The sequence below is a fragment of the Amycolatopsis albispora genome (genome assembly GCF_003312875.1).
Taxonomy (GTDB): Bacteria; Actinomycetota; Actinomycetes; order Mycobacteriales; family Pseudonocardiaceae; genus Amycolatopsis; species Amycolatopsis albispora.
This window is the reverse complement of the sequence record NZ_CP015163.1, coordinates 1,260,865-1,283,977: the sequence shown is the minus strand read 5'-3', so window position 1 is coordinate 1,283,977 and position 23,113 is coordinate 1,260,865. Positions and strand designations below refer to the sequence as shown.

Genomic DNA, 23,113 nt, shown 5'->3' with positions numbered 1-23,113 from the left:
ATGCACGAGTACGAACTCGGTGAGCCGATCGCGGACACCAAGGCACCGGACGGCCCGATCGAGCGCCGCTGGGACGAGCGGAAGTTCACCGCGAAGCTGGTCAACCCGGCCAACCGCCGCAAGCACCGGGTGATCGTGGTCGGCACCGGCCTGGCCGGCGGTTCGGCGGGCGCGACGCTGGCCGAGCAGGGGTACCACGTCATCCAGTTCTGCTTCCAGGATTCGCCGCGCCGCGCGCATTCGGTGGCCGCGCAGGGCGGGATCAACGCCGCCAAGAACTACCGCAACGACGGCGACTCGGTGTACCGGCTGTTCTACGACACGGTCAAGGGCGGCGACTTCCGCTCCCGTGAGTCCAATGTGTACCGGCTGGCGCAGATCTCCGGGCAGATCATCGACCAGTGCGTGGCGCAGGGCGTGCCGTTCGCCCGCGAGTACGGCGGCCTGCTCGACACGCGCTCGTTCGGCGGGGTCCAGGTGCAGCGCACCTTCTACGCCCGCGGGCAGACCGGCCAGCAGCTGCTGCTCGGCGCCTACCAGGCGCTGTCCCGGCAGATCGACGCGGGCAACGTGGAACTGCACGCGCGCACCGAGATGCTCGACCTGATCGTGGTGGACGGCAAGGCCCGCGGCATCGTCGCGCGCGACCTGATCACCGGCGAGGTGACCAGCCACCTCGCCGACGCCGTGGTGCTGGCCACCGGCGGTTACGGCAACGTGTTCTACCTGTCCACCAACGCCAAGGGCTCCAACGCCACCGCGATCTGGCGGGCCCACAAGCGCGGCGCCTACCTGGCCAACCCGTGCTTCACGCAGATCCACCCGACCTGCATCCCGCGCTCGGGCGAGCACCAGTCGAAGCTGACGCTGATGAGCGAGTCGCTGCGCAACGACGGGCGCATCTGGGTGCCCCAGCGCGCCGGGGACGACCGCCCGCCGGACCGCATCCCGGAGTCCGAACGCGACTACTACCTCGAACGGCTGTACCCGAGCTTCGGCAACCTGGTACCGCGGGACATCGCCTCGCGGGCGGCGAAGAACATGTGTGACGCCGGATTCGGGGTCGGCCCCGGCGGGCTCGGCGTGTACCTGGACTTCGCCGACGCCATCGCGCGCCTCGGCCGCCCGGCTATCGAAGCCAAGTACGGCAACCTCTTCGACATGTACGAGCGCATCACCGCGGAGAACCCGTACGAGGTGCCGATGCGCATCTACCCAGCGATCCACTACACCATGGGCGGGCTGTGGGTGGACTACGACCTGCAGACCACCATTCCGGGCCTGTTCGCCGTCGGGGAGGCCAACTTCTCCGACCACGGCGCGAACCGACTCGGCGCCTCCGCGCTGATGCAGGGCCTGGCCGACGGCTACTTCGTGCTGCCACCGGCGATCAACGACTACCTGGCCGGCGGCAGCTTCGAAACCGTGGCACCGGACGATCCCGCGGTGTCCGAAGTGGAATCCGAGGTGCGCTCGCGGGTGGAGCGGCTGCTCGCGGTACGGGGTGATCGCACGGTGGACTCCTTCCACCGCGAACTGGGCATGCTGATGTGGGACCACTGCGGCATGGCCCGCAACGAAACCGGGCTGCGCAAGGCGCTCGAACGCCTTCCGGCGCTGCGGGAGGAGTTCTGGCGGCGCGTGCGCATCCCCGGCACGGGCGCCGAGCTGAACCAGGAACTGGAGAAGGCGGGCCGGGTCGCCGACTTCCTCGAGTTCGGCGAGCTGATGCTGCTCGACGCACTGGTCCGCGAGGAATCCTGCGGCGGGCACTTCCGCGAGGAACACCAGACTCCCGACGGCGAGGCGCAACGCGACGACGAGCGGTTCAGCTACGTCGCCGCGTGGCAGTACCACGGCGAGAAGCCCGTGCTGCACAAGGAATTCCTCGAATTCGACTACGTACACCCCACCCAGCGGAGTTACACGTGAAGCTCACCGTGCGCATCTGGCGCCAGTCCGGCCCCGCCGACCAAGGCGGCATGGTCACCTACCCGGTCGACGGCATCAGCCCGGACATGTCCTTCCTGGAAATGCTGGACGTGCTCAACGAAGAACTCGTCGAGCGGGGCGAACAGCCGGTGGCCTTCGACCACGACTGCCGCGAGGGCATCTGCGGCTCGTGCGGGGTGGTGATCAACGGCGAGGCACACGGCCCGGAGCGGACCACCACCTGCCAGCTGCACATGCGCTCGTTCCGCGACGGCGACGTGATCGACGTGGAACCGTGGCGCGCCAAGGGTTTCCCGGTGGTCAAGGACCTGGTGGTGGACCGCTCGGCGTTCGACCGGATCATCGGCTCGGGCGGGTACGTCACCGCGCCCACCGGCGCCGCCCCCGAGGCGCACGCCACCCCGGTGCCGAAGCCGGACGCCGACCTGGCCTTCGACAACGCCACCTGCATCGGCTGCGGTGCCTGCGTGGCGGCCTGCCCGAACGGCTCGGCGATGCTGTTCACCGCGGCGAAGGTGGCCCACCTGAACGTGCTGCCGCAGGGCGCGCCGGAACGCGAGCAGCGGGTCCTCGACATGGTGGAGACGATGGACGCCGAGGACTTCGGCGGCTGCACGAACGTCGGCGAATGCGTGGCGGCGTGCCCGAAGGGCATCCCGTTCACCAGCATCGCCAACCTCAACCGCGAGTTCCTGCGTGCTTCGCGACGCCGTTAGCGCGTGGCCGACAACGCTTCTGCGGTGAGCCGCGCGAGCAGGGTCGAATCCCAGCCAGCTGCGGAACCCGCCGGTGCCACCGTTGTGCCAGGTGACGAGGCGGCCCTTGTGCTCAAGGATGAGCCAGGCCGCGCCGATCCGGACAGCGCGCCGGGTGCCAGCTGGTCCGCAGTTCACCGAGCGTGGTCGAGGGCGTGACCTCGCCACGTTCGAGGGAATCGGCGTACAGCAGGCCGGTGATCCCCTTCGAGACGGAACCGATCTCAAAATCCGCATCAAGACCGGCGCCCACGGAGCGGCCGTAGCTCCGCCGCGAACGTCTCGTCTCCGTGCATCTCCGTCACGACCGCCTCCCGACCCCCAGCACCCTAGTCCTCCGGCAGGGCGCGGGGCGCGGTCGCCAGCACGTGCTGCCGGAACGATTCGCTGACCGGCGGCAGCTCGCGCCCCGACGGCCAGGCGATACCGATGTCCCGCGCACAGACCACATCGGACACCCGCAGGTGCGGCGCCGGGTGCTCGGCCGGTGACGGCGGGAACATCGCGGTGTGCGGCAGCGGCAGCAACGCCACGCCGAGCCCCGCGGTCACCAGGCCGCGCAGCGTCTCCACCTCGTCGCCCTCGAAGCCGACGATCGGGCTGAACCCGGCCTGGGCACACAGCGCCTCGGTGGTGTCGCGCAGCCCGTACCCCTTGCGCAGCAGGATGAACGGTTCACCCGCCAGTTCCGCGAGCCGGACCTGCCTGCGCTTGGCCAGCCGGTGTGACGGCGGCACGGCGACCCGCAGCGGCTGCACCAGCAGGCGCTGCCAGGTGATGCGCGTATCGCCCGGATCGCCGCTGGTGAGCACCAGGTCCGCGGTGCCGTCGAGCAGTTCGGCGGTGAGCCCGGCCTCGCCGTGCTGCCGCAGCTCGAACCGCACGCGTGGATAACGACGGCGGAACCCGCTGAGCACCGGCGGCACCAGCCAGGTGCCGAGCGTGTGCAGGAACGCCAGCGTCACCACGCCGGTCTCCGGGTCGACCAGCTCGCCGACCGCCCGCACCCCGAGGTCGTAGTTCTCCAGCACCGCGTCGGCGTGCTGCTTGAAGGCGCGACCGGCCGGGGTCAGCCGCAGCGCGCGGCCCGACCGCTGGAACAGCTCGGCACCCACCTCGTGCTCCAGCCGTTTCAGCGCGCGCGAAAGCGCCGGCTGGGTGACACTCGCCCGGGTTGCCGTGTCGGTCACCGTCGCCCCTTCGGCCACCTCGCGAAACAGGCGCAGCACTCGGAGTTCCATGCCATCCATACTGCCAGCGCATGGTTCAGGTGAACCTCAGGCATTGGACACATGCCGTCGCCGGGGTGAACCTGGAGGTACCGAGCGAAGGAGGTCCCAGAGATGGCAACAGTGGCCGAGCAGCTGGTCCGCACGCTGCGAGAGGCCGGGGTGGAGCGGATCTACGGCATTGTCGGCGACAGCCTCAACCCGATCGTGGACGCGGTCCGCCGGACCGACGGCATCGAGTGGGTCCACGTCCGGCACGAGGAGACCGCCGCCTTCGCGGCCGCCGCCGAAGCCCAGGTCACCGGCAGGCTCGCGGTGTGCGCCGGCAGCTGCGGTCCGGGCAACCTGCACCTGATCAACGGCCTGTTCGACGCCCACCGCAGCGGCGCGCCGGTGCTGGCGATCGCCTCGCACATCCCGTCCGCGCAGGTGGGCACCGGCTTCTTCCAGGAAACCCATCCCGACCGGCTGTTCGTCGAGTGCAGCCACTTCAGCGAGCTGGTCTCGCAGCCGGAGCAGATGCCGCGGTTGCTGCGCATCGCCATGCAGACCGCGATCGGCAAGGGCGGCGTGTCCGTGCTGACCATTCCAGGGGACGTCTCCGAGCGCAAGGCGCCGGTGCCCGGGGTCGAGCGGGTGCAGCTGGTCAAGCCCTCCCCCACCATTCCGCCCGCCGACCAGGTCGCCGAGCTGGCGCGGCTGCTGGACTCGGGCGAGAAGGTGATGCTGTTCGCCGGCGCGGGTGCCGCTGGCGCGCACGACGAGGTGATGGCGCTGGCGGAGAAGCTGTCGGCCCCGGTCGGGCACTCGCTCGGCGGCAAGGAGTGGATCCAGTACGACAACCCGTACGACGTGGGCATGAGCGGGCTGCTCGGCTACGGCGCCTGCTACGACGCGATGCACGCCGCTGACCGGATCGTGCTGCTGGGCACCGACTTCCCCTACGACAACTTCCTGCCGCAGGCACGCACCATCCAGATCGACATCGACCCGGCGCACCTGGGCCGCCGCACCCCGCTGGAGCTGGCGCTGCACGGTGACGTCAAGGAGACGATCAAAGCGGTGCTGCCGCTGCTGCGCGGCAACCCCGACCGCACCTTCCTCGACCGCATGCTGCGCGAGCACGTGCGGCGGCTGGAGAAGGTGGTCGACGCCTACACCACCCGCATCGGCCACCACCGGCCGATCCACCCCGAATACGCCGCCGACCTGGTCGACGAGCTGGCCGACGACAACGCGGTGTTCACCGTGGACACCGGCATGGGCAACGTGTGGGCCGCACGGTACCTGACCCCGAACGGCCGGCGGCGGGTGATCGGCTCGTTCCGCCACGGCAGCATGGCCAACGCCCTGCCGCACGCCATCGGCGCGAAACTGGCGCAGCCGGACCGCCAGGTGGTCTCCCTCTCCGGCGACGGCGGGCTGGCCATGCTGATGGGCGACCTGCTCACCCTGTCGGCGTACGACATCGGCGTGAAGGTGGTGCTGTTCAACAACTCCACGCTGGGCATGGTCAAACTGGAGATGCTGGTCGACGGCCTGCCCGACTACGGCACGGACCAGGTCCCGGTCAGCTTCGCCGCGATCGCCGAGGCCTGCGGCATCCACGCGATCCGGGTGGAGGACCCGGCGCAGATCGAGAGCGCGCTGCGAAAGTCGTTCGACCACCGCGGCCCGTCACTGGTCGAGCTGGTCACCGACCCGAACGCACTGTCGATCCCGCCGAAGATCACCGGCGAGATGGTGCGCGGCTTCGCGCTGGCCGCGAGCAAGACCGTGCTGAACGGCGGGGTCGGCAAAATGGTCGACATGGCGCGGAGCAACCTGCGCAACGCTCCGCGCCCCTGACCGCAGGTTGGACACGAATGTGGCTTTGGGGGCGGATTCGGCCCCGAAAGCCACATTCGTGACACTCGCCCACTCCCACCGGCGCCCGACAACGACAGCCGACCGCCAACCTCAGTCACCCCACCGCAACCCGGCAACGGCAGCCGACCACACGCCCACCCAGCCCTCCCCCATCCCCGGTCCACAGCCCAAAACACGGCGAAGAACCCCTTGTCAAGGTACTCTTCCCAGCCTTGACAAGGGGTTCTTCGCCGTCGTCACAATGATCAACCGGGGTGGCCCACGCCCCCAAAAAAACCTACGACGCCAGCAACTCCGGCGCATGCGCCCGCACAGCCGCCTCAATCTCCCCAAAACTCGGATTGATCATGCTGTGCCCGCCCACGAACACCGTCGGCACGATCTCGTTGCCGTCCGCGACCGCCCGCACTCGCGCGGCGGCCTCGTCGTCCTCCCAGATGTTGAACTCGCGCACCGGGAGGTCGCTGCGGCTCAACCTGGCCATCAGGTCCACACAGAACGGGCAGCCGGGCCGCCAGTACAGGTCAACGGCGGTGATCGGGTCCATGCGTACTCCTCCTCGGTCCGTCTCCACCGTACTCAACGCGATCCCGGCGCCCGCTCGAGTCCCGATCACGAGCCCGGCTGGCTACGCTTCCCCGGATGAGAAACCACGAAGAACGGTGCTGATCCTCTCGTTGCTCACCCTCCTCGGCTTCCCCGTCCCGGCGCAGGCCACACCGGAACTGCTCTGCGCCAGCAAGATCTACAACGGCTGCTTCTGGCCGCAACCGGGCTTCAGCGGGCCCTGGTACCAGACCACCATCTACTTCAGCGGCTGCTGGCACCTCCCGCCCTCCCGCTCCTACGACATCTCCGCGCCCAAGCCGGTGACCCTGTACGCGGGCACTGACTGCACCGGCCAGAGTCACCAGGTGCCGGGCTGGGACTGGAACCCCGACCTCGGGTTCAGCGCCCAGAGCTACCACTACCAGCAGTGAACCGCCGTTCCCCGGTCCAGCCGGGGTCGCCGGTCTTCACGAACCGCACCCAGGCGCCGTGCATTTCGGCGGCCAGCCCGTCCGGCACCACCGGCCCGAGCAGCCCGTCCGGCGTGCGCAGTTCCGGCAGGTCCGTGCGCTCGAACACAAACGGCAGCTCGACGGTGTGGCACGCCCCGTGCGGGCCGTCACGCCAGTCGAACTCGTAGGTGAACGCCTTGTCGTACAACGCGACCAGCCGCTCGCGGCCCTCGCGGAACATCCGGTCGATGGCCTCGCTGTACTCGGGCAGCTGGTAGAGCCGGGACTCTTCGGTGTTCGTGCCCGCCAGGACGTCGACCGGGTGCGCGGCGGGCACCTCGTCCAGCACCACGCCGAGCGGCGTCAGGCGGGTACCGCCAGGCACCTGGGTCAGCGCCGCGACCAGGCGTTCGTCGGGAATCCCGGCGAACGCCTCCACGGTCGGCTCGATCCCCAGCCGGTCCGCCAGCGCGCGGGTGGTCTCGGCGGCCTGGGCGCCGGTCATCGTGCTGAGGCCGCCGCTCTGACTGATCGCCCGGCGGAACAAGCCGCGCGCCTCCGGCGTGACCAGCAGCGCGCCGACGATCATCGCGCCCGCCGACTGGCCGGACACGGTGACCTGGTCCGGGTCACCGCCGTACTCGGCGATGTGCGCCCGCACCCACCGCAGCGCGGCGACCACGTCGAGCAGGCCGCGGTTGCGCGGTGCCCCCGGCAGGTCCAGCCAGCCGGGCGCGCCGAGCCGGTAGTTCAGCGTCACCAGGACCACGCCGTCACGCGCGAACGCCGTCCCGTCGTACAGCGGCGCCTGGCCGGTGCCGGAAATGAACCCGCCGCCGTGCACAAAAACCAGCACCGGCGCGCTGCCGGTGGTGGACGGTGTGGTCACGTTGACCGTGAGGTAGTCGTCACCACGCACCCAGCCGGCCCCGATCACCGGGCTCAGGTCCACCGGGAAGCGGCGTTCCGGTGCGGGCGCCGACGGGCCGTGCTCGCGCGGCGCGCCGTCCACCGGCTCTGGCGCGGCGAACCGGCGAGCCCCCACCGGCGGTGCCGCGTACGAGATGTTCCGGAAGACCTTCACCGCCATGCCGCCCACTCCTTCACCGCGAACTTGCCGCCGTCGCGCCGCACCTCGGCCGCGCCCGCCCCGGGGAAGTGCGCGGGCACCACCAGCGCGTGATGATCCGCCGCCCACTCCAGCACGCGCCGCCGCGTGGCCCTGGCCTGCGCCTCGTCCTCGTCGAAGCAGGGCCCGCAGTCCGGTTCGGCGATCTGCAGCGGGCTGTGCAGCACGTCGCCGACGAACACCGCCTCCTCACGCAGGTGCACCACGGCCGAACCGGGCGTGTGGCCGGGCGTCAGCTCGATGCGCAGGTTGGCGTCCACGTCGTAGTGGTCGCCTTCCCAGAGCACGGTCTGACCGGCGCGGTGGACCGGCGCGACGCTGTCCTCGAACACGTTCTGCATGCCGCGACCCGAACGCGTCTTGTGGTTGTTCTCCGGGTTCCAATAGTCGAAGTCGGCGCGCGCGATCACGTATTCGGCATTCGGGAAGGTCGGCTGCCATTCCCGATCGACCAGACGGGTGTTCCAGCCGACGTGGTCGCCGTGCAGGTGCGTGCAGATCACCACGTCGACCTCCTCCGGCCGCACGACCGTGGACAGCTCACCGTAGAAGTTCGTGTCCAGGTGGGCGAAGAACGGCATGTACGGGCGTTCGCGGCCGTTGCCGATACCGGTGTCGATCAGGATCGTGCGGCCCTCGCTGCGGAGCAGCCAGGTCTGGATCATCGTGCGGGCCTCGTCGGCCACCGGGTCGAAGTACTCGGGCACCAGCCAGTTCTCGTGCTCGCGCCACTTGCCTGCCGGCACGTCCGGGAAGATGAACTCCCGCGGCAGGCCCGTGACCGGCAGCTCGACCACACGGGTGACATCGACGTCTCCGAAGGTGATGGTTTCCATGCGTCCAGCCTGGCCACCGGCACCCCGCCCGCGGTATCGGTCAGGTGACTGCAGTCGGGGATACAGTCACAACGTGACGATCTCGGGACGGGAGGCCGAACGCGCCGCGGTGCTCGGGCTCACCAGCGGTGTGCTGATCGTGGCCGGGGAACCGGGCGCGGGCAAGAGCACGCTGCTCGACCTGGCCGCGTCGGCGCACGAGGGCCGCGTGCTCCGGATGACCGGCTCGGCGAGCGAGGCGAACCTGCCCTTCGCCGGACTGCACCAGCTGCTGCGCCCGGTGCGGGCGGAACTCGGGGAGCTGCCGGAGCGGCAGCGGTCGGCCCTGCTGGGCGCGGTCGGCATGGCGGATTCCGGCTGCCCGGACCGGCTGCTGGTCGGCGTCGCGCTGCTCACCCTGCTGTCCGAACTCGCGCAGCGCTCGCCGGTGCTGGTGGTCGCCGACGACCTGCAGTGGCTTGATCCCGGCTCGCTCGACGCGCTGGCCTTCGCCGCGCGGCGGATCGACGACGAGCCGCTGGCCGTGCTCGGCGGCACCCGCGACCCGGCCGGATACGCCGGGTTCCCGTCGCTGACGCTCGGCCCGCTCGGGCCGAGGGAGGCGGGCGAGTTGCTGGACCGGCAGCCGGAGCCGCCGGTGGGCAAGCGCCGCCTGCGCATTCTCGATCAGGCCGCCGGGAATCCGCTGGCGCTGGTGGAACTGGCGAGGGCGGGCGGCTCCGGCAACGAGGACGTGCTGCCGTTGACCGAGCGGCTGGAGCGTGTCTTCGCCGCCGACCTGGCCGGGCTGCCCGAGGCGACGCGGGAGGCGTTGCTGCTGGTCGCGGCGGACGAGCTGGCCGCGCCCGGGCTGGCCGACGAACTCGCGCCCGCCGAACGCGCCGGGCTGCTGCGCATCGCGGGCGGGGTGCGGTTCCGGCACCCGCTCATCCGCTCGGCGATCTACCACGGCGCCCCGCTGGCCGCGCGCCGCCGCGCGCACCGGGAACTCGCGCGCCTGCTCGCCGCGGAACCCGATCGCCGGGCCTGGCACCTGGCCGCCGCCGCTGAGGCGCCGGACGAGGAAATCGCGGCGGCACTGGAAGATTCGGCGTCCCGGGCACGTGAACGCGGCGGCTACGCGGCGGCCGCGACCGCGCTGGAACGTGCCGCCGAGCTGAGCCCGGACAGCGACGACCGCGCGCGGCGGCTGGTGACCGCGGCCGGGGTCGCGGTCAACACCGGGCAGCCGGAGTGGGTTGAGCAGCTGGCGGCGAAGGCGAGCGCGAGCACCGACGACCCGGCGCTGGTGGCGCGGGCGTCGCTGCGGGTGGGCCAGGTGCTGACGTTGAGCGCCGAGCACGACACCGCGATTTCCCTGCTGCTGCGTGCGGCGGACGACCCGGAACTCGCGCCGGTCGCGACCGCGTCGGCGTCGGTGGCCGGGTTCTACTCCGGTGACGAGGAGCACCGCGTCGCCGTGCGGGAACGGGTTTCGGACGATCCGTGGACGCTCGCGTTGCTGGAGCCGACCGTGCGCCGCGCCGAGCTGGCGGCGGCCTTGCCCGCACTGGTCGAGCAGGCCCGCGACGACCCGGCGCGGCTGGTCTCACTGGGGGCGATGGCGTGGCTGCTCGACGAGGTCGGCCAGGCGGTGCGCATTTTCGACGACGCGCTGCACCGGTGGCGGATGAGCGGTTCGCTGCCCACGGGGCTCGGCTGCTCGGCGGGCTGGGCGTACCTGGACAACGGCCAGTGGGCGCAGGCCAGGCTGGCCGCGGCGAGCGCCACCGCCGCCGGCGCCGGGCTCCCCCATCTCGACGCGGCGGTGCGCTCGCTCGAAGCCGCCGCGCTCGCGTTGTCCGGGGACACCGCGCGGGCCCGCGCGACCGCCGAGGCTGGTTTGTCCTTTGTGGACCCGAACCGCAGCCGGGCGGTGGCGGTGCGCACGCGGTGGGCGCTCGGCATGGCGGCGGTGGCCGACGGTGACCACGTGAGCGCCTACGAGCAATTCCGGCTGATGTTCACCCCGGCCGGGGACCCGGTGCACTACGCGTGTTCGTACGCCGGTCTCGCGGAACTGGCGGCGGCGGCCGTCCGCACGGGCCACGAAACCGAGGCAGCGGAGGTGGTCGACCGGTGCGTGAAGCACCTGGACGGTGACCTGTCGCCGCGGATGAGCGCGCTGATCCACCGCGCCCGCGCCCTCCTGGATCCGGCGTCGGCCGAGGCGCATTTCGAGGCGGCGCTGGCCGACCCGGCGGGTGAGCAGTGGCCGTTCGAACGAGCGCAGATCCTGCTCGACTACGCGGAATGGTTGCGCCGGCGCCGCCGCATCACCGACGCCCGCCCGAAACTGCTGGCCGCGCAGGAGACCTTCCGGCGCCTGGGCGCCCGCCCCTGGCTGACCCGCACCGACGGTGAATTGCGCGCCGCGGGCGTCGAAGCCTCGGCGACACCCGATGCGCTGACTTCGCTTACCCCGCAACAACAGCAGATCATCCGCCTGGCGGCCCGGGGCCTGAGCAACCGCGAAATCGGGGAACGCCTTTTCCTGTCACCGCGGACGGTGGGGTCGCATTTGTACCGCAGCTTCCCCAAACTCGGCGTGACGGCCCGCTCCCAGCTCCGCGACCTCGTCGAGTCGGCCTGACCTAACCAGCGGGACGCCACATCGGCTGGAGCACCGGACCGCCGTCCGGCAGAGGGATCGGCTCGCCGTGGTCTTCGAAGCCGTGGCGGGCGTACAGGGAGCGGTTCCGCGGGGTGGACGCCTCCAGGTAGATCGGCTGTCCGCCCGCCTGTGCGATGCCGTACCGCAGCATGGCCGTGCCGGCACCCAGGCCCCGGTAACGCGGCAGCGCGGCCATCGAAGACAGGTACAGGTGCGGCTCGACCGGGTGCCGCGCGGCCGTGGCCGCCATGACCACGGCCAGGCGGTCCTCCCCCTCCGGCGCGGCGATCGGGCCCGAAACGCTGAGCCAGATCGAAGCGGCCACCGGCTCCCCACGCGAAAAGGCGACCACCAGCTGCCCGGCATCCACCGCCGCCCGCAGCGAGGTTTCGAACAGTTCCCGCGTGCGCGCCCGCCGCACCGACGGATCCGGGACCACCCAAGCCGAAACGGCCTCATCGGAGAACGCGTCCACGCACGCGGCCAGTACCGAATCGAATTCCGCCGCCGTGGCGGGACGAACCATCAACGTCATGCCCCCACGCTCGCGCACGCGAAACCCCGGATGAAGTAGTTTCGTCGCACATGGACCCGAGACGAAACGCCTGCGCCGAGTGCGGACGCGACGCGGGCGCCCCCGCGCCCACCGGACGGCCGCGCCGCTACTGCTCGCGGTCCTGCCAGTCCCGCGCCTACCGGCGCCGCCGCGATCAGGGGCGGCTCGCCGCCACCCCGCGCCGGACCACGCCGAAAACCGGTGAACTGGTCGAAACCGCCATCGCCCTGGCCGACGCCGACGGGATCGGCGCGGTCACCCTGCGCGCGGTCGCCCACCGCGCGGGCACCTCGCTGATGACCGCCCAGCGTGCCTTCGGCAGCCGCGACAAGCTGGTCGCGACCATGGTGCAGCGCCTGCTCACCACCCCGGGCACCCCGGCGCTCAAGGCGCTCGCCGAGCACGAGTGGTCGGTCTACCGGGCACACCCGTGGCTGGTCAGCGTGCTGGCGAGCACCCGCCCGCCGCTCGTCCCGGCGGTGCTGGACTCGGCGCGGGCGAGCATCGGCGCCTTCACCGCGCTCGGTTTCGACCCGCCGACCGCGCTCGGCCGGTACTTGGCGCTGAGCGCCTACGTGCAGGGCATGGCCCTGCTGCTGCTCGCCGAACACCACGAATCGGCCCATTCGACCTACCGCGCGTGGTGGGCGGACGAAGCCCGCCGCCTGCCCCCGTGGACCGGTGAGCTGGGCGGCCCGCCCGGCACCGCCGACCTCGACACCTGGTTCCGCGACGGCCTCGACCGCGTGCTCGACGGCCTCACTCGCCTGCCTGAAGCCCCCACTCCCGGCTGAAGCAACCCGCCAGGTACAGGTCCACGCGATCGGAGAACCGCCCCAGGTCACGCCCGGTCAGCTCGGCGATCCGGCTCACCCGGTACCGCAGCGTGTTGACGTGCAGGTGCAGCTCGGCCGCGGTCTGCGTCCAGGAACCGGAGTTCTCCAGGAACACCTTCAGCGTGTGCACCAGATCCGACCCGTGTGCCTCGTCGTAGGACAGCAGCGGACCGAGCACCTTCGCGCCGAACGACCGCCGCAGTTCCTCCGGCACGGCGGCCAGCAACAGCAGATGGGACGCGACCTCGTCCCCGGCGACCACCGAAGCGCGTCCCGGCGCCAGCTCGGCGAGCTTGCGGGCGTGCCGCGCCTCCTGCACGGTCGGGCGCAGCGCCTGCGCGTCCGGCGCGCGGCTCATCCCGACGGCCAGGCGTGCCGAGCCGAGCGCGGGCTCGACCAGCACCACGGCCTCGCGAATCTGTTCCGCCAGCCCATCGGCAGGCTCCTCGACCGCGAGCAGTCCGAAGGTCTCCGCCTCCACCGAACCGACCAGTGCCGGGCCGCCGAACGGCGCCAGCACCTCGTCCAGGATCGCCCGCGCCAGCCCCGGCCCGCCGCCCTGCACCCCGGCCGAGAGCACCAGCACCTGTTCCCCGCCGGAGAACCCGGCCGCGGCCAGCCGTGAACTCAGCTCCGCCTGCGTGGCGCCCTCGGAAAGCACCTTGCGCAGCAACGGTTCCGCCGCGCGGTTCTCGATCCGCTTCGCATCGTCCAATCTGGACCGTTCGAGCCCGGCCAGCTCGGCGAACTCGGCGGCGACCTCGCGGCGCGAATGGTCCCCGGCGATCACCACGAACCAGCTGCCCACCCGGTGCCCCGCCCGGTTCGCCGAGGCCAGCAGGGTGAACCCGTCGATCACCTTGGGCAGCCGCTCCCCCATCAGGTACCGGCGGGCGAACTGCGCGCGCCGCTGGGCGCTGAGCGCCTCGCCGGTGCCCGCGACCAGCCGCCCGGTCGCGCTGAGCACCCAGCAGTCCGCGCCCAGCTCGGCGGCCCCGGCCTCGACCAGTGCGGGCAGCCCGCCGCCCGCGGTCAGCGCGGCGAGCAGGCGGCGGTGACCGCCGATCCCGCCGGGACCGGCCCGCTCGGCGGCCAGGCCGAGAATGATGCGCTCGCTCACCGTCGCGAAGGACACCGACACCGGCACCTCGAACAGCGGCAGGCCCGCCGCCCGGCACGACTCGATCATGTAGTCCGGCACCGGTCCGTCCACTTCGGCCGTTCCCGCGCCCAGCGCCACCACCCCGGCCTCGACCAGCGTCGCGACGAACGCGTCGGCGTCGGCGGGACCGGGCAGCCACCGCATGCCGCACAGCACCAGCTCACCACCGGCCAGGTACCGCGTGGGGTCGCTCAGGGTCGAGGTGAACACGCGTTCGAACTCGCGCTCGCGCGCGTCCGGGCCGTAGAGCAGGGTCAGCCCCAGCTCGGGCGTGTCCAGCAGGGCTCCGAGTCGCACCCGCACCTCCTCCGAATCGGCCGTGACTGGGCCTTCCAGTACCGCATACCAGCACGTGGACGGCCTTTGGAGGTAACCACAAAAACGGCGCCGGGGTGAACGGCCGGTTTCGGCGGATCAGCCGTGGCCGGTCCGCTCACGCGGACTGTGTACTGCTTCACAACGCAGCGAGGAGGAACAAGGTTATGGCGATCGTGCTCGGCGAGAACCAGTACGGCAAGGCGGAGAACCGCCTGGTCCGCATCGACCGCGACGGCGAGCGGCACCGGATCACCGATCTGAACGTCAGCGTCTCGCTGTCCGGCGACCTGGCCGACACGCACCTGACCGGCGACAACGGCAAGGTGCTCGCCACCGACACGCAGAAGAACACGGTGTTCGCCTTCGCCAGGGACGGCATCGGCGAGATCGAGGCCTTCGGCCTGCGGCTGGCCAGGCACTTCGTCGATTCGCAGCCGTCGATCCACCGGGCGGCGGTGCGCATCGAGAGCTACCCGTGGGCGCGGCTGGAGGTCGCGGGCAAGCCCGCGCACCACTCGTTCGCGCGGTCCGGCGAAGGCACCCGTACCGCACTGATCACCTACGACGGCGAGCGGGCCGAGGTCACCGGCGGGCTGACCGACCTGACCGTGCTCAACTCGACCGACTCGGAGTTCTGGGGCTTCCCGCGTGACGAGTACACCACGCTCGCCGAGGTCACCGACCGGATCCTGGCCACCGCGGTGTCGGCGACCTGGCGCTTCGCCACGGCCGAGGGCGCCGACTGGGGCAAGGCGTACGAAACCGCGCGCGCCTGCCTGCTCGACGCGTTCGGCGGCACCTACAGCTACTCGCTGCAGCAGACGCTCTACGCAATGGGCACGCGCGTGCTGGAGAACGTGCCGGAACTGGCCGAGATCAGCCTGTCCCTGCCGAACAAGCACCACTTCCTCAGCGACCTGTCGGCGTTCGGCCTGGACAACCCGGGTGAGGTCTTCTTCGCCGCCGACCGCCCGTACGGCCTGATCGAGGGCACCGTCCGGCGTGACGATTCCTGAAGGGACGGACACAATGGACTTCCTGCGACCGGCCACGCTCGCCGAAGCGCTGGAGGCGAAGGCCGCCTTCGGCGAGGCCGTGCCCATCGCCGGTGGCACCGACGTGATGGTCGAGCTGAACTTCGACCACCGCCGCCCGGCCGCGCTGCTGGACCTCAACCGCGTGGCCGAGCTGCACGAGCACACCCGGGTGGACGGGCAGGTGAGGATCGGCGCGAGCGTGCCGTACGCCCGGATCATCGCCGAACTCGGCGCCGAGCTGCCCGGGCTCGCGATGGCCTCGCGCACGGTCGGCTCGCCGCAGATCCGCAACCGCGGCAGCGTGGGCGGCAACCTGGGCGCGGCCTCCCCCGCCGGCGACTCGCACCCGGCGCTGCTCGCCGCGGGCGCCGAGGTGGAGATCGCCTCGGTGCGCGGGACGCGGCTGGTGCCGGTGGCGGAGTTCTACACCGGCGTGAAGCGCAACGTGCTGGCCGCCGACGAGCTGATCACCGCGGTGCGCCTGCGCCCGGCGACCGGCCCGCAGCAGTTCAGCAAGATCGGCAGCCGCAACGCGATGGTGATCGCCGTGTGTGCCTTCGGCCTCGCGCTGCACCCCGAGCAGGAGCGCGTGGGCACCGGCGTCGGCTCGGCCGCGCCGACTCCGCGCCGGGCACCGGAGGCCGAGGAGTTCCTGGCCGCCGAACTCACCGACCGCGGCCTGTGGACCTCGCCGAGGCCGCTCGAGGACTCGGTGAAACGCCGCTTCGGCGAGCTGGTGGCCGCCGCCGCGTCCCCGATCGACGACGTGCGCGGCAGTGCCGCCTACCGCAAGCACGCACTGGCCGTGATGGCGCGGCGGACGCTGGGCTGGGCGTGGGACGAATACCGCGAAGGGAGCCGGGCATGCGCGTGAACGTCACGGTCAACGGGGAACACCGGCAGGCCGACAACGTCTGGGAAGGCGAAAGCCTGCTCTACGTGCTGCGTGAGCGCCTCGGCCTTCCCGGCTCGAAGAATGCTTGTGAACAGGGCGAATGCGGGTCGTGCACGGTCTATCTCGACGGGGTTCCGGCGTGTGCCTGCCTGGTCGCGGCCGGGCAGGCCGAGGGACGCGAAGTACGCACGGTCGAAGGGCTCGCCGAAGGCGACGAACTCGATCCGGTTCAGGAGTCCTTTGTGGAGTGCGGGGCGGTGCAGTGCGGATTCTGCACGCCGGGCCTGCTCGTCGCCGCGCACGACCTGATCGAGCGCACCGGCCAGCCGAGTGACACGGAGATCCGCGAGGCGCTGGCCGGGAACCTGTGCCGCTGCACCGGTTACGAGAAGATCCTGGACGCGGTGAAGCACGCCGCCGCGCGGAAGGCGGAGGTGTCGCGGTGAACCCCACGCGCTCGCCCCAGCAGCTCGAGGACACGATCACCGGCGGCATCGGCGAAAGCCCGCTGCGCCCGGACGGGGTGCTCAAGGTACGCGGGGAATTCGCCTACTCCTCGGACCTGTGGCACGAGGACATGCTGTGGGGCGCCACCCTGCGCAGCCCGCACCCGCACGCGCTGATCACCGGCATCGACACCGCGGCCGCGCTGGCCGTGCCCGGGGTGCACGCGGTGCTGACCCACGAGGACGTGCCCGGCGAGAACGTCTACGGCCTCAAGTACCAGGACACGCCGGTGCTGGCCGCCGACCGGGTGCGGTACCAGGGCGAGCCGGTGGCGATCCTGGCCGCCGACCACCCGGAGATCGCCCGGCAGGCGCTCAAGGAGATCGTGGTCCACTACCAGGTGCTGGAGCCGATCACCGATCCCGAGCGGGCCGCGCACGACACCACGCTGCCGAAGCTGCACCCGGACGGCAACCTGGTGCGCTACCAGCGGATCGTCCGCGGCGACCCGGACGCCGAGGCCGACGTGGTGGTCTCCGGGGTGTACGAGATCGGCATGCAGGACCAGGCGTTCCTCGGGCCGGAGTCCGGGCTGGCCATTCCCGCCGACGACGGCGGGGTGGACCTGTACCTGGCGACGCAGTGGCTGCACGTGGACCAGAAGCAGACCGCGAAGGCGCTGGGCCTGCCGCTGGAGAAGGTGCGGCTGACGCTGTCCGGCGTGGGTGGCGCGTTCGGCGGCCGCGAGGACCTGTCCATGCAGATCCACTCGTGCCTGCTCGCGCTGCGCACCGGCAGGCCGGTGAAGATGGTCTACAACCGCGAGGAGTCCTTCTTCGGCCACGTGCACCGGCACCCGGCGAAGATGTACTACGAGCACGGCGCCACCGCCGACGGCGACCTGGTCTACGTGCGTGCCCGGCTGTACTTCGACGGCGGTGCCTATGCTTCGAAGACCCCGGTGGTGGTCGGCAACGGGACCACGCTGAGCGTCGGGCCGTACAACGTGCCCAACGCGAAGATCGAGGGCTGGGGCGTCTACAGCAACAACCCGACGTGCGGGGCGATGCGCGGCCTCGGCGCGGTGCAGCCCACCTACGCGTACGAGTCCCAAATGGACAAGCTGGCCGCCGCGCTGGGCATGGATCCGGCGGAGCTGCGCATCCGCAACGCGATGAGCGAGGGGTCGACCAACGTCACCGGGCAGGTGATCGACTTCCCCGCGCCGGTCGCCGAACTCGTGCAGCGGGTCAGGGACATGCCGCTGCCACCCGACCGCCGGTCGTCCTCAGTGGACATTCGCGAGCTGCCGGGTGGCGCGTCGAACACCACGCACGGCGAAGGCGTGGTCCGCGGTGTCGGCTACGGCGTGACGATCAAGAACATCTCCTACGCCGAAGGCCTCGACGACTACTCGACGGCGCGGGTGCGCCTGGAGGTGCTCGGCGGTGAGCCGGTCGCGATGGTGCACACCGCGGCGGCCGAGGTGGGCCAGGGCCTGGTCACGCTGCAGCAGCAGATCGCGCGCACCGAACTCGGCGTGCCGCGGGTGACCGTGCACCCGGCGGACACCAGTGTCGGCGACGCCGGGTCCAGTTCGGCGTCGCGGCAGACCTACATCACCGGCGGCGCGGTGCGCAACGCCTGCCTGGCCGTGGCCGAGCGGGTTTTCGCCCGCGCGGCACGGCGGTTGGGACGATCACCCGAAGGAATGGCGCTTTCCGGCGGGAAAATCGTGGCTTCCGACGGTGAGGTGCTGGCGGCGCTGGCGGATATCCTCGGTGACGAAGCCATCGAGGAAACCCGGGAGTACCACCACCGCCCGACCTATCCGCTCGATCCGGAAACAGGGCAGGGTGACGCGCACGTCCAGTACGGCTTCTCCGCGCACCGCGCGGTGGTCGACGTGGACACCGAACTCGGGCTGGTCAAGGTCGTGCAACTGGACTGCGCGCAGGACGTCGGCAAGGCGATGAACCCCGACGCCGTGATCGCCCAGATCCAGGGCGGTTCGGCGCAGGGCCTCGGGCTGGCGGTGATGGAGGAGATCCAGGTCGCCGGCGGCAAGGTGCGCAACCCGTCGTTCACCGACTACCTCATCCCGACCGTGCTCGACATGCCGCCGATGCGGATCGACGTGCTCGAACGCGCCGACCCGCACGCGCCCTACGGGGTGCGCGGGGTGGGCGAGCCGCCGACCATCTCGGCCACCCCGGCCATCGCGAACGCCATTCGCGCGGCCACCGGGCTGGACCTGCCCCGCGTGCCGATCCGCCCCGAACACATCACCGGAACCTGAAGCAGGAGAACTTCGATGACCACCACCGAAACGGCCGAATCCGCCTGGCTCACCGAATGCGTGCGCCTGGCCGCGAAGAACGTCAAAGAGGGCGGCGGCCCGTTCGGCGCGCTGATCGTGCGCGACGGCGAGATCGTCGCGACCGGCGTCAACCGGGTCACCCCGGACCTCGACCCGACCGCGCACGCCGAGGTCGTCGCGATCCGCGCGGCCTGCCAGGCGCTGGGCACCTTCAAGCTCGACGGCTGCGTGCTGGTGTCCTCGTGCGAACCGTGCCCGATGTGCCTGGCGTCTTCGCTGTGGGCACGCGTGGACCGGGTGGTCTACGCGGCCGACCGGCACGACGCGGCGAAGGCCGGTTTCGACGACCTCGCCTTCTACGACCTGTTCTCCACGCCTCGCCACACCTGGGCGGTACCCGTGACCCAGGTGTCCATCGAGAACGGTTTCACCCCGTTCGCGACCTGGCTGGACCAGCCGGACCGCATCGACTACTGAGCTGACCCGGCCCACTCGGCCCCAGCACGCTGACCGGAGCACCACTCAAAACCACGTCCCGCTGACCCACCGGCAAGGGAGAGGACGCCTCCAATGACGCTGGCCCGTCCCGGCGACCGGATTCGCGAAGGCGAATCCGAGCCACCCCGCAAGTCCCCGCTCGACCGGTTCTTCCGGATCTCCGGCAGGCAGAGCACGATCGCCCGCGAGGTCCGCGGCGGGATCACCACCTTCGTCGCGATGGCCTACATCGTGCTGCTCAACCCGCTCATCCTCGGCGCGTCGGCGGACATCACCGGCACCAAGCTGAGCACCGCCCAGCTGACCACCGCCACCGCGCTGTCCGCGGCGGTGATGACCGTGCTGATGGGCCTGGTCGGCAACGCGCCGCTGGCGCTGGCCGCCGGGCTCGGCATCAACGGCATCGTGGCCTTCCAGATGGCCCCGGCGATGACCTGGGCGCAGGCCTTCGGGCTGGTGGTGCTGGAGGGCCTGTGCATCGTGCTGATGGCGGCCAGCGGCATCCGCGAGCGGATTCTCAACGCCATCCCGATGGCGCTGAAAACCGCGATCACCGTCGGCATCGGGCTCTACATCGCGCTGGTCGGCCTGGTCAGCGCCGGGTTCGTGACCCGGGTCCCGGACGCGGCCGGCACCACGGTGCCGGTGCAGCTGGGCGTGGACGGCCATCTCGACGGCTGGCCGATCGCGGTGTTCTGCTTCGGCCTGCTGCTGATGACGGTGCTGGTGGCCCGCAAGGTGCCCGGCGCGGTGCTGATCAGCATCGGCGTGGCCACGGTGGCCGCGGTGGTGCTGCACGACGGGTTCGGGCTCGGCGAATGGGGCCGCACCGAGCCGACCCTGCCGTCGGACTTCGTCGCCGCGCCCGACTTCGGGTTGCTCGGCGAGGTGGACCTGTTCGGCGGCTTTGTCTCGGCGGGCGCGCTGACCGCGACGATCTTCCTGTTCACGCTGGTGCTGTCCGGTTTCTTCGACGCGATGGGCACCATCACCAGCGTTTCGCAGGAAGCCGGGCTGTCCAAGGACGGCAAGGTTCCCGGCATGGGCCGCATCCTGCTGGTGGACGGCGCGGGCGCGGTCGCGGGCGGGGTCACCGGCTCGTCGCCGAACACGGTGTTCATGGAGTCGGCAGCCGGGGTCGGTGAGGGCGCGCGGACCGGGCTGGCGAGCGTGGTCACCGGGGCGCTGTTCGCGCTGACCCTGCTGTTCACCCCGCTGGCCGGGGTGGTCCCGGCACAGGCGGCGGCCCCGGCGCTGGTGGTCATCGGCGGCATGATGATGGCCCAGGTCCGCAACATTCCCTGGAACGAAGCGGATTTCACCATCCCGGTGTTCCTCACCGCCGCGCTGATCCCGTTCACCTACTCGATCACCAACGGGGTCGGCGCCGGCCTGATCGCCTTTGTGCTGGTCAAGACCTGCAAGGGCAAATGGCGCGAAGCCGGCTGGCTGCTCACCCTGCTGGCGCTGGTCTTCGCCGTCTACTTCGGCATCAACGGCGTGAAAGCGCTCTTTTAAAGGAGGACGGCTGTGGCTCTGATGTTCCTCAACGGCGGCGCCATGCGCGGCGAGCCGCTGCACCACCTGCTCGGCGGGGCGCCACTGGTGGCGGCCACCACCACGGCGCCGAAGTACCGGTTCTACTCGGTCGGCGACCAGTGTCCGGCGTTGTTCCCGGTTTCCCACGGCGGCGCGGCGATCGCGGGCGAGCTCTACGACATCGGCCTCGACGCGCTGCGCGACCACGTGCTGCCGTCCGAACCCCACGAACTGGAGCTGGGCGTCATCGAGCTGGCCGACGGCAGCTCGGCGTTCGCGATGCTGCTGCGCCGCCCGTACACCTCCCACGTCCAGCTCCGCGACATCACCGAGATCGGCGACTGGCGGGCCTACCGCCGCAGCCGGGAAAGGGCAGCATGACCATCTCCGTGCCGGACGGCCTCCGGCTCGACGTGAACCTGTCCATCCTGTTCACCGAACTCCCCCTGCTCGAACGCCCGGCCGCGGCCAGGGCGGCGGGCTTCGACGCGGTGGAGTTCTGGTGGCCGTTCGAATCCGCCACCCCCGGCGACGCCGAAGTCACCCGATTCGTGCGGGCCGTGCGCGACGCGGGTGTCCAGTTGGTGGGCCTGAACTTCGCGGCGGGTGACATGCCCGCCGGGGACCGCGGGCTGGTCTCGTGGCCGCAGCGGTCCGGGGAGTTCCGCGAGAACGTGCCGATCGCGGTCGGCATCGCCGAAGAACTGGGCTGCCGCGCGTTCAACGCGTTGTACGGCAACCGGATCGACGGCACCGACCCGGCCGAGCAGGACGAACTGGCCGCCGAGAACCTGGCGATCGCGGCCCGCGCGGCGGAAGCCATCGGCGCGGTGGTGCTCGTCGAGCCGGTGAGCGGAGCGCCCCGATATCCGCTGCGCACCGCCGCCGACGCGCTCGATGTGCTCCACCGCGTGCCGCGCGAGAACCTGCGGCTGCTCGCGGACCTCTACCACCTGACCGTGAACGGCGACGACCTCGACGCGGTCATCGCCGAGCACACCGGCCGGATCGGCCACGTGCAGATCGCCGACGCCCCCGGCCGCAACCAGCCCGGCACCGGCTCGATCGACATCGCCGGCTACCTCGGCAAGCTCGCCGCGAACGGCTACTCGGGCCACGTCGGCCTCGAGTACAAGCCGACCGGCGCGAGTGCCGAAAGCTTCGGCTGGCTTTCCCAGACGACGAAGGAACTCCATGACTGACATCGCATTCATCGGCCTCGGCATCATGGGCGCGCCGATGGCCAGGAACCTGGTGCGGGCCGGGTTCACCGTGACCGGCTACGACCTGGCAGCCGCCGCGGTCGCACGGCTGGCCGAGGACGGCGGCAAGGCAGCCGGTTCGGTGGCCGACGCCGTCGATGGCGCCGAAATCGTGATCACCATGCTCCCGGCCGACCCGCACGTCGAAGCCGTCGTGCTCGGCGAGGGCGGCGTGTTCGAAACGATCAAACCGGGCACGCTGTTCATCGACTTCAGCACGATCAAACCGGAAACCTCGCAGAAGGTGGCCGAAGCCGGGGCCGCCAAAGACGTCCGCGTGCTCGACGCGCCGGTGTCCGGTGGTGAGGCCGGGGCGGTCAACGCCGTGCTGTCCATCATGGTCGGTGGCACACAGGCCGATTTCGATGCCGCCAAGCCGGTTTTCGACGCGGTCGGCAAGGTGGCCGCGCTGGTCGGGCCGAACGGCGCCGGCCAGGTGGTCAAGGCCGCCAACCAGCTGGTGGTCGGCGGCACCTACGCACTGGTCGCCGAGGCGATCGTGCTGCTCGAAGCGTCCGGCGTGGACGCTCACGCCGGGCTGGACGTGCTGGCCGGTGGCCTCGCCGCCAGCCGGATCCTGGAGCTGAAACGGGAATCCATGCTGGCGCGGCAGTTCCAGCCGGGCTTCCGGATCGACCTGCACCACAAGGACATGGGCATCGTGCTCGACGCCGCGCGGCAGGCCGAGGTCTCGCTGCCGTTCGGCAGCCAGGTCGCCGCGCTGGTGCAGGCGGCCCGCGCGCAGGGTCTCGGTGACGCCGACCATTCCGCGCTGCTCACCGTGGTCGAGCGGCTGTCCGGGCGAGGAGGGAACTGAC

General features: G+C 71.2%; 22 protein-coding genes. 15 read left to right on the top strand and 7 right to left on the bottom strand.

Going from position 1 to position 23,113, the window contains the following annotated elements; translation table 11 throughout:
- Complete coding sequence (locus tag A4R43_RS06180; RefSeq protein ID WP_113691429.1) at window positions 1-1,932, top strand: fumarate reductase/succinate dehydrogenase flavoprotein subunit; 1,932 nt, start codon at window positions 1-3, stop codon at window positions 1,930-1,932.
- The gene (locus A4R43_RS06175) at window positions 1,929-2,669 is read left to right on the top strand and encodes a succinate dehydrogenase/fumarate reductase iron-sulfur subunit (RefSeq protein WP_113691428.1); all 741 of its coding nucleotides are present in this window, start codon (window positions 1,929-1,931) and stop codon (window positions 2,667-2,669) included. Before A4R43_RS06180 ends, A4R43_RS06175 begins: the two co-directional genes overlap by 4 nt.
- 112 nt (window positions 2,670-2,781) lie before the next feature.
- On the opposite strand, the gene A4R43_RS06170 is transcribed toward A4R43_RS06175, so the two are convergent.
- Together A4R43_RS06170 and A4R43_RS06165 are read right to left on the bottom strand one after the other, a co-directional pair.
- The gene (locus A4R43_RS06170; RefSeq protein WP_205215254.1) at window positions 2,782-2,961 is read right to left on the bottom strand and encodes a hypothetical protein; all 180 of its coding nucleotides are present in this window, start codon (window positions 2,959-2,961) and stop codon (window positions 2,782-2,784) included.
- 76 nt (window positions 2,962-3,037) lie between these two features.
- Complete coding sequence (locus A4R43_RS06165; protein WP_113691427.1) at window positions 3,038-3,949, bottom strand: LysR family transcriptional regulator; 912 nt, start codon at window positions 3,947-3,949, stop codon at window positions 3,038-3,040.
- A gap of 102 nt (window positions 3,950-4,051) precedes the next feature.
- Here A4R43_RS06165 and A4R43_RS06160 point away from each other — a divergent pair, with 102 nt between their 5' ends.
- The gene (locus tag A4R43_RS06160) at window positions 4,052-5,785 is read left to right on the top strand and encodes a pyruvate dehydrogenase (protein WP_113691426.1); all 1,734 of its coding nucleotides are present in this window, start codon (window positions 4,052-4,054) and stop codon (window positions 5,783-5,785) included.
- 298 nt (window positions 5,786-6,083) lie between these two features.
- Here the strand turns inward: A4R43_RS06160 and A4R43_RS06155 are convergent, their stop codons facing one another.
- Window positions 6,084-6,353 carry a glutaredoxin domain-containing protein gene (locus A4R43_RS06155; RefSeq protein WP_113691425.1) on the bottom strand — a complete coding sequence of 90 codons (270 nt, stop codon included), beginning with the start codon at window positions 6,351-6,353 and terminating at the stop codon, window positions 6,084-6,086.
- Window positions 6,354-6,468: 115 nt separating this feature from the next.
- Here A4R43_RS06155 and A4R43_RS06150 point away from each other — a divergent pair, with 115 nt between their 5' ends.
- Window positions 6,469-6,786 carry a hypothetical protein gene (locus tag A4R43_RS06150; RefSeq protein WP_113691424.1) on the top strand — a complete coding sequence of 106 codons (318 nt, stop codon included), beginning with the start codon at window positions 6,469-6,471 and terminating at the stop codon, window positions 6,784-6,786.
- Here A4R43_RS06150 and A4R43_RS06145 read toward each other — a convergent pair.
- On the bottom strand, window positions 6,755-7,897 hold the full coding sequence (locus tag A4R43_RS06145) for a carboxylesterase/lipase family protein (protein WP_113691423.1): 1,143 nt from the start codon (window positions 7,895-7,897) through the stop codon (window positions 6,755-6,757). The two genes, A4R43_RS06150 and A4R43_RS06145, sit on opposite strands and share 32 nt — an antisense overlap.
- On the bottom strand, window positions 7,888-8,772 hold the full coding sequence (locus A4R43_RS06140; RefSeq protein WP_113691422.1) for an MBL fold metallo-hydrolase: 885 nt from the start codon (window positions 8,770-8,772) through the stop codon (window positions 7,888-7,890). Before A4R43_RS06140 ends, A4R43_RS06145 begins: the two co-directional genes overlap by 10 nt.
- 73 nt (window positions 8,773-8,845) lie before the next feature.
- Here A4R43_RS06140 and A4R43_RS06135 point away from each other — a divergent pair, with 73 nt between their 5' ends.
- On the top strand, window positions 8,846-11,404 hold the full coding sequence (locus A4R43_RS06135) for an AAA family ATPase (protein ID WP_205215253.1): 2,559 nt from the start codon (window positions 8,846-8,848) through the stop codon (window positions 11,402-11,404).
- Window position 11,405: 1 nt separating this feature from the next.
- Here A4R43_RS06135 and A4R43_RS06130 read toward each other — a convergent pair whose 3' ends face one another.
- Complete coding sequence (locus tag A4R43_RS06130) at window positions 11,406-11,960, bottom strand: GNAT family N-acetyltransferase (RefSeq protein ID WP_113691420.1); 555 nt, start codon at window positions 11,958-11,960, stop codon at window positions 11,406-11,408.
- Window positions 11,961-12,010: 50 nt separating this feature from the next.
- On the opposite strand from A4R43_RS06130, the gene A4R43_RS06125 reads away from it, so the two are divergent.
- On the top strand, window positions 12,011-12,775 hold the full coding sequence (locus A4R43_RS06125; RefSeq protein ID WP_113691419.1) for a TetR/AcrR family transcriptional regulator: 765 nt from the start codon (window positions 12,011-12,013) through the stop codon (window positions 12,773-12,775).
- On the opposite strand, the gene A4R43_RS06120 is transcribed toward A4R43_RS06125, so the two are convergent.
- A complete protein-coding gene (locus A4R43_RS06120; RefSeq protein ID WP_113691418.1) occupies window positions 12,741-14,276 on the bottom strand; it encodes a PucR family transcriptional regulator in 1,536 nt (511 codons plus the stop codon). The genes A4R43_RS06125 and A4R43_RS06120 overlap by 35 nt on opposite strands.
- A gap of 185 nt (window positions 14,277-14,461) precedes the next feature.
- Between A4R43_RS06120 and pucL the strand changes: the two genes are divergently transcribed.
- The 9 genes from pucL (at window position 14,462) to A4R43_RS06075 (ending at window position 23,112) form a co-directional block, all read left to right on the top strand.
- Complete coding sequence (pucL, locus tag A4R43_RS06115) at window positions 14,462-15,313, top strand: factor-independent urate hydroxylase (RefSeq protein ID WP_113691417.1); 852 nt, start codon at window positions 14,462-14,464, stop codon at window positions 15,311-15,313.
- Window positions 15,314-15,326: 13 nt separating this feature from the next.
- A complete protein-coding gene (locus tag A4R43_RS06110) occupies window positions 15,327-16,208 on the top strand; it encodes an FAD binding domain-containing protein (RefSeq protein ID WP_113691416.1) in 882 nt (293 codons plus the stop codon).
- A complete protein-coding gene (locus A4R43_RS06105; RefSeq protein ID WP_113691415.1) occupies window positions 16,199-16,675 on the top strand; it encodes a (2Fe-2S)-binding protein in 477 nt (158 codons plus the stop codon). Before A4R43_RS06110 ends, A4R43_RS06105 begins: the two co-directional genes overlap by 10 nt.
- Window positions 16,672-18,975 (top strand): xanthine dehydrogenase subunit D, encoded by a 2,304-nt coding sequence (gene pucD / locus A4R43_RS06100; protein ID WP_113691414.1) that lies wholly within the window; start codon window positions 16,672-16,674, stop codon window positions 18,973-18,975. The genes A4R43_RS06105 and pucD overlap by 4 nt, the downstream gene beginning before the upstream one ends.
- A 15-nt stretch (window positions 18,976-18,990) precedes the next feature.
- The gene (locus A4R43_RS06095) at window positions 18,991-19,473 is read left to right on the top strand and encodes a nucleoside deaminase (RefSeq protein ID WP_113691413.1); all 483 of its coding nucleotides are present in this window, start codon (window positions 18,991-18,993) and stop codon (window positions 19,471-19,473) included.
- Window positions 19,474-19,566: 93 nt separating this feature from the next.
- Entirely contained in the window at window positions 19,567-21,012 is a 1,446-nt protein-coding gene (locus A4R43_RS06090; RefSeq protein ID WP_113691412.1) for an NCS2 family permease, read from the top strand.
- A 12-nt stretch (window positions 21,013-21,024) separates the two neighbouring features.
- Window positions 21,025-21,414 (top strand): allophanate hydrolase-related protein, encoded by a 390-nt coding sequence (locus tag A4R43_RS06085; protein ID WP_113691411.1) that lies wholly within the window; start codon window positions 21,025-21,027, stop codon window positions 21,412-21,414.
- A complete protein-coding gene (locus tag A4R43_RS06080) occupies window positions 21,411-22,235 on the top strand; it encodes a hydroxypyruvate isomerase family protein (protein ID WP_113691410.1) in 825 nt (274 codons plus the stop codon). Before A4R43_RS06085 ends, A4R43_RS06080 begins: the two co-directional genes overlap by 4 nt.
- Entirely contained in the window at window positions 22,228-23,112 is an 885-nt protein-coding gene (locus A4R43_RS06075; protein WP_113691409.1) for a 2-hydroxy-3-oxopropionate reductase, read from the top strand. The genes A4R43_RS06080 and A4R43_RS06075 overlap by 8 nt, the downstream gene beginning before the upstream one ends.
- Window position 23,113 lies beyond the last annotated feature (1 nt).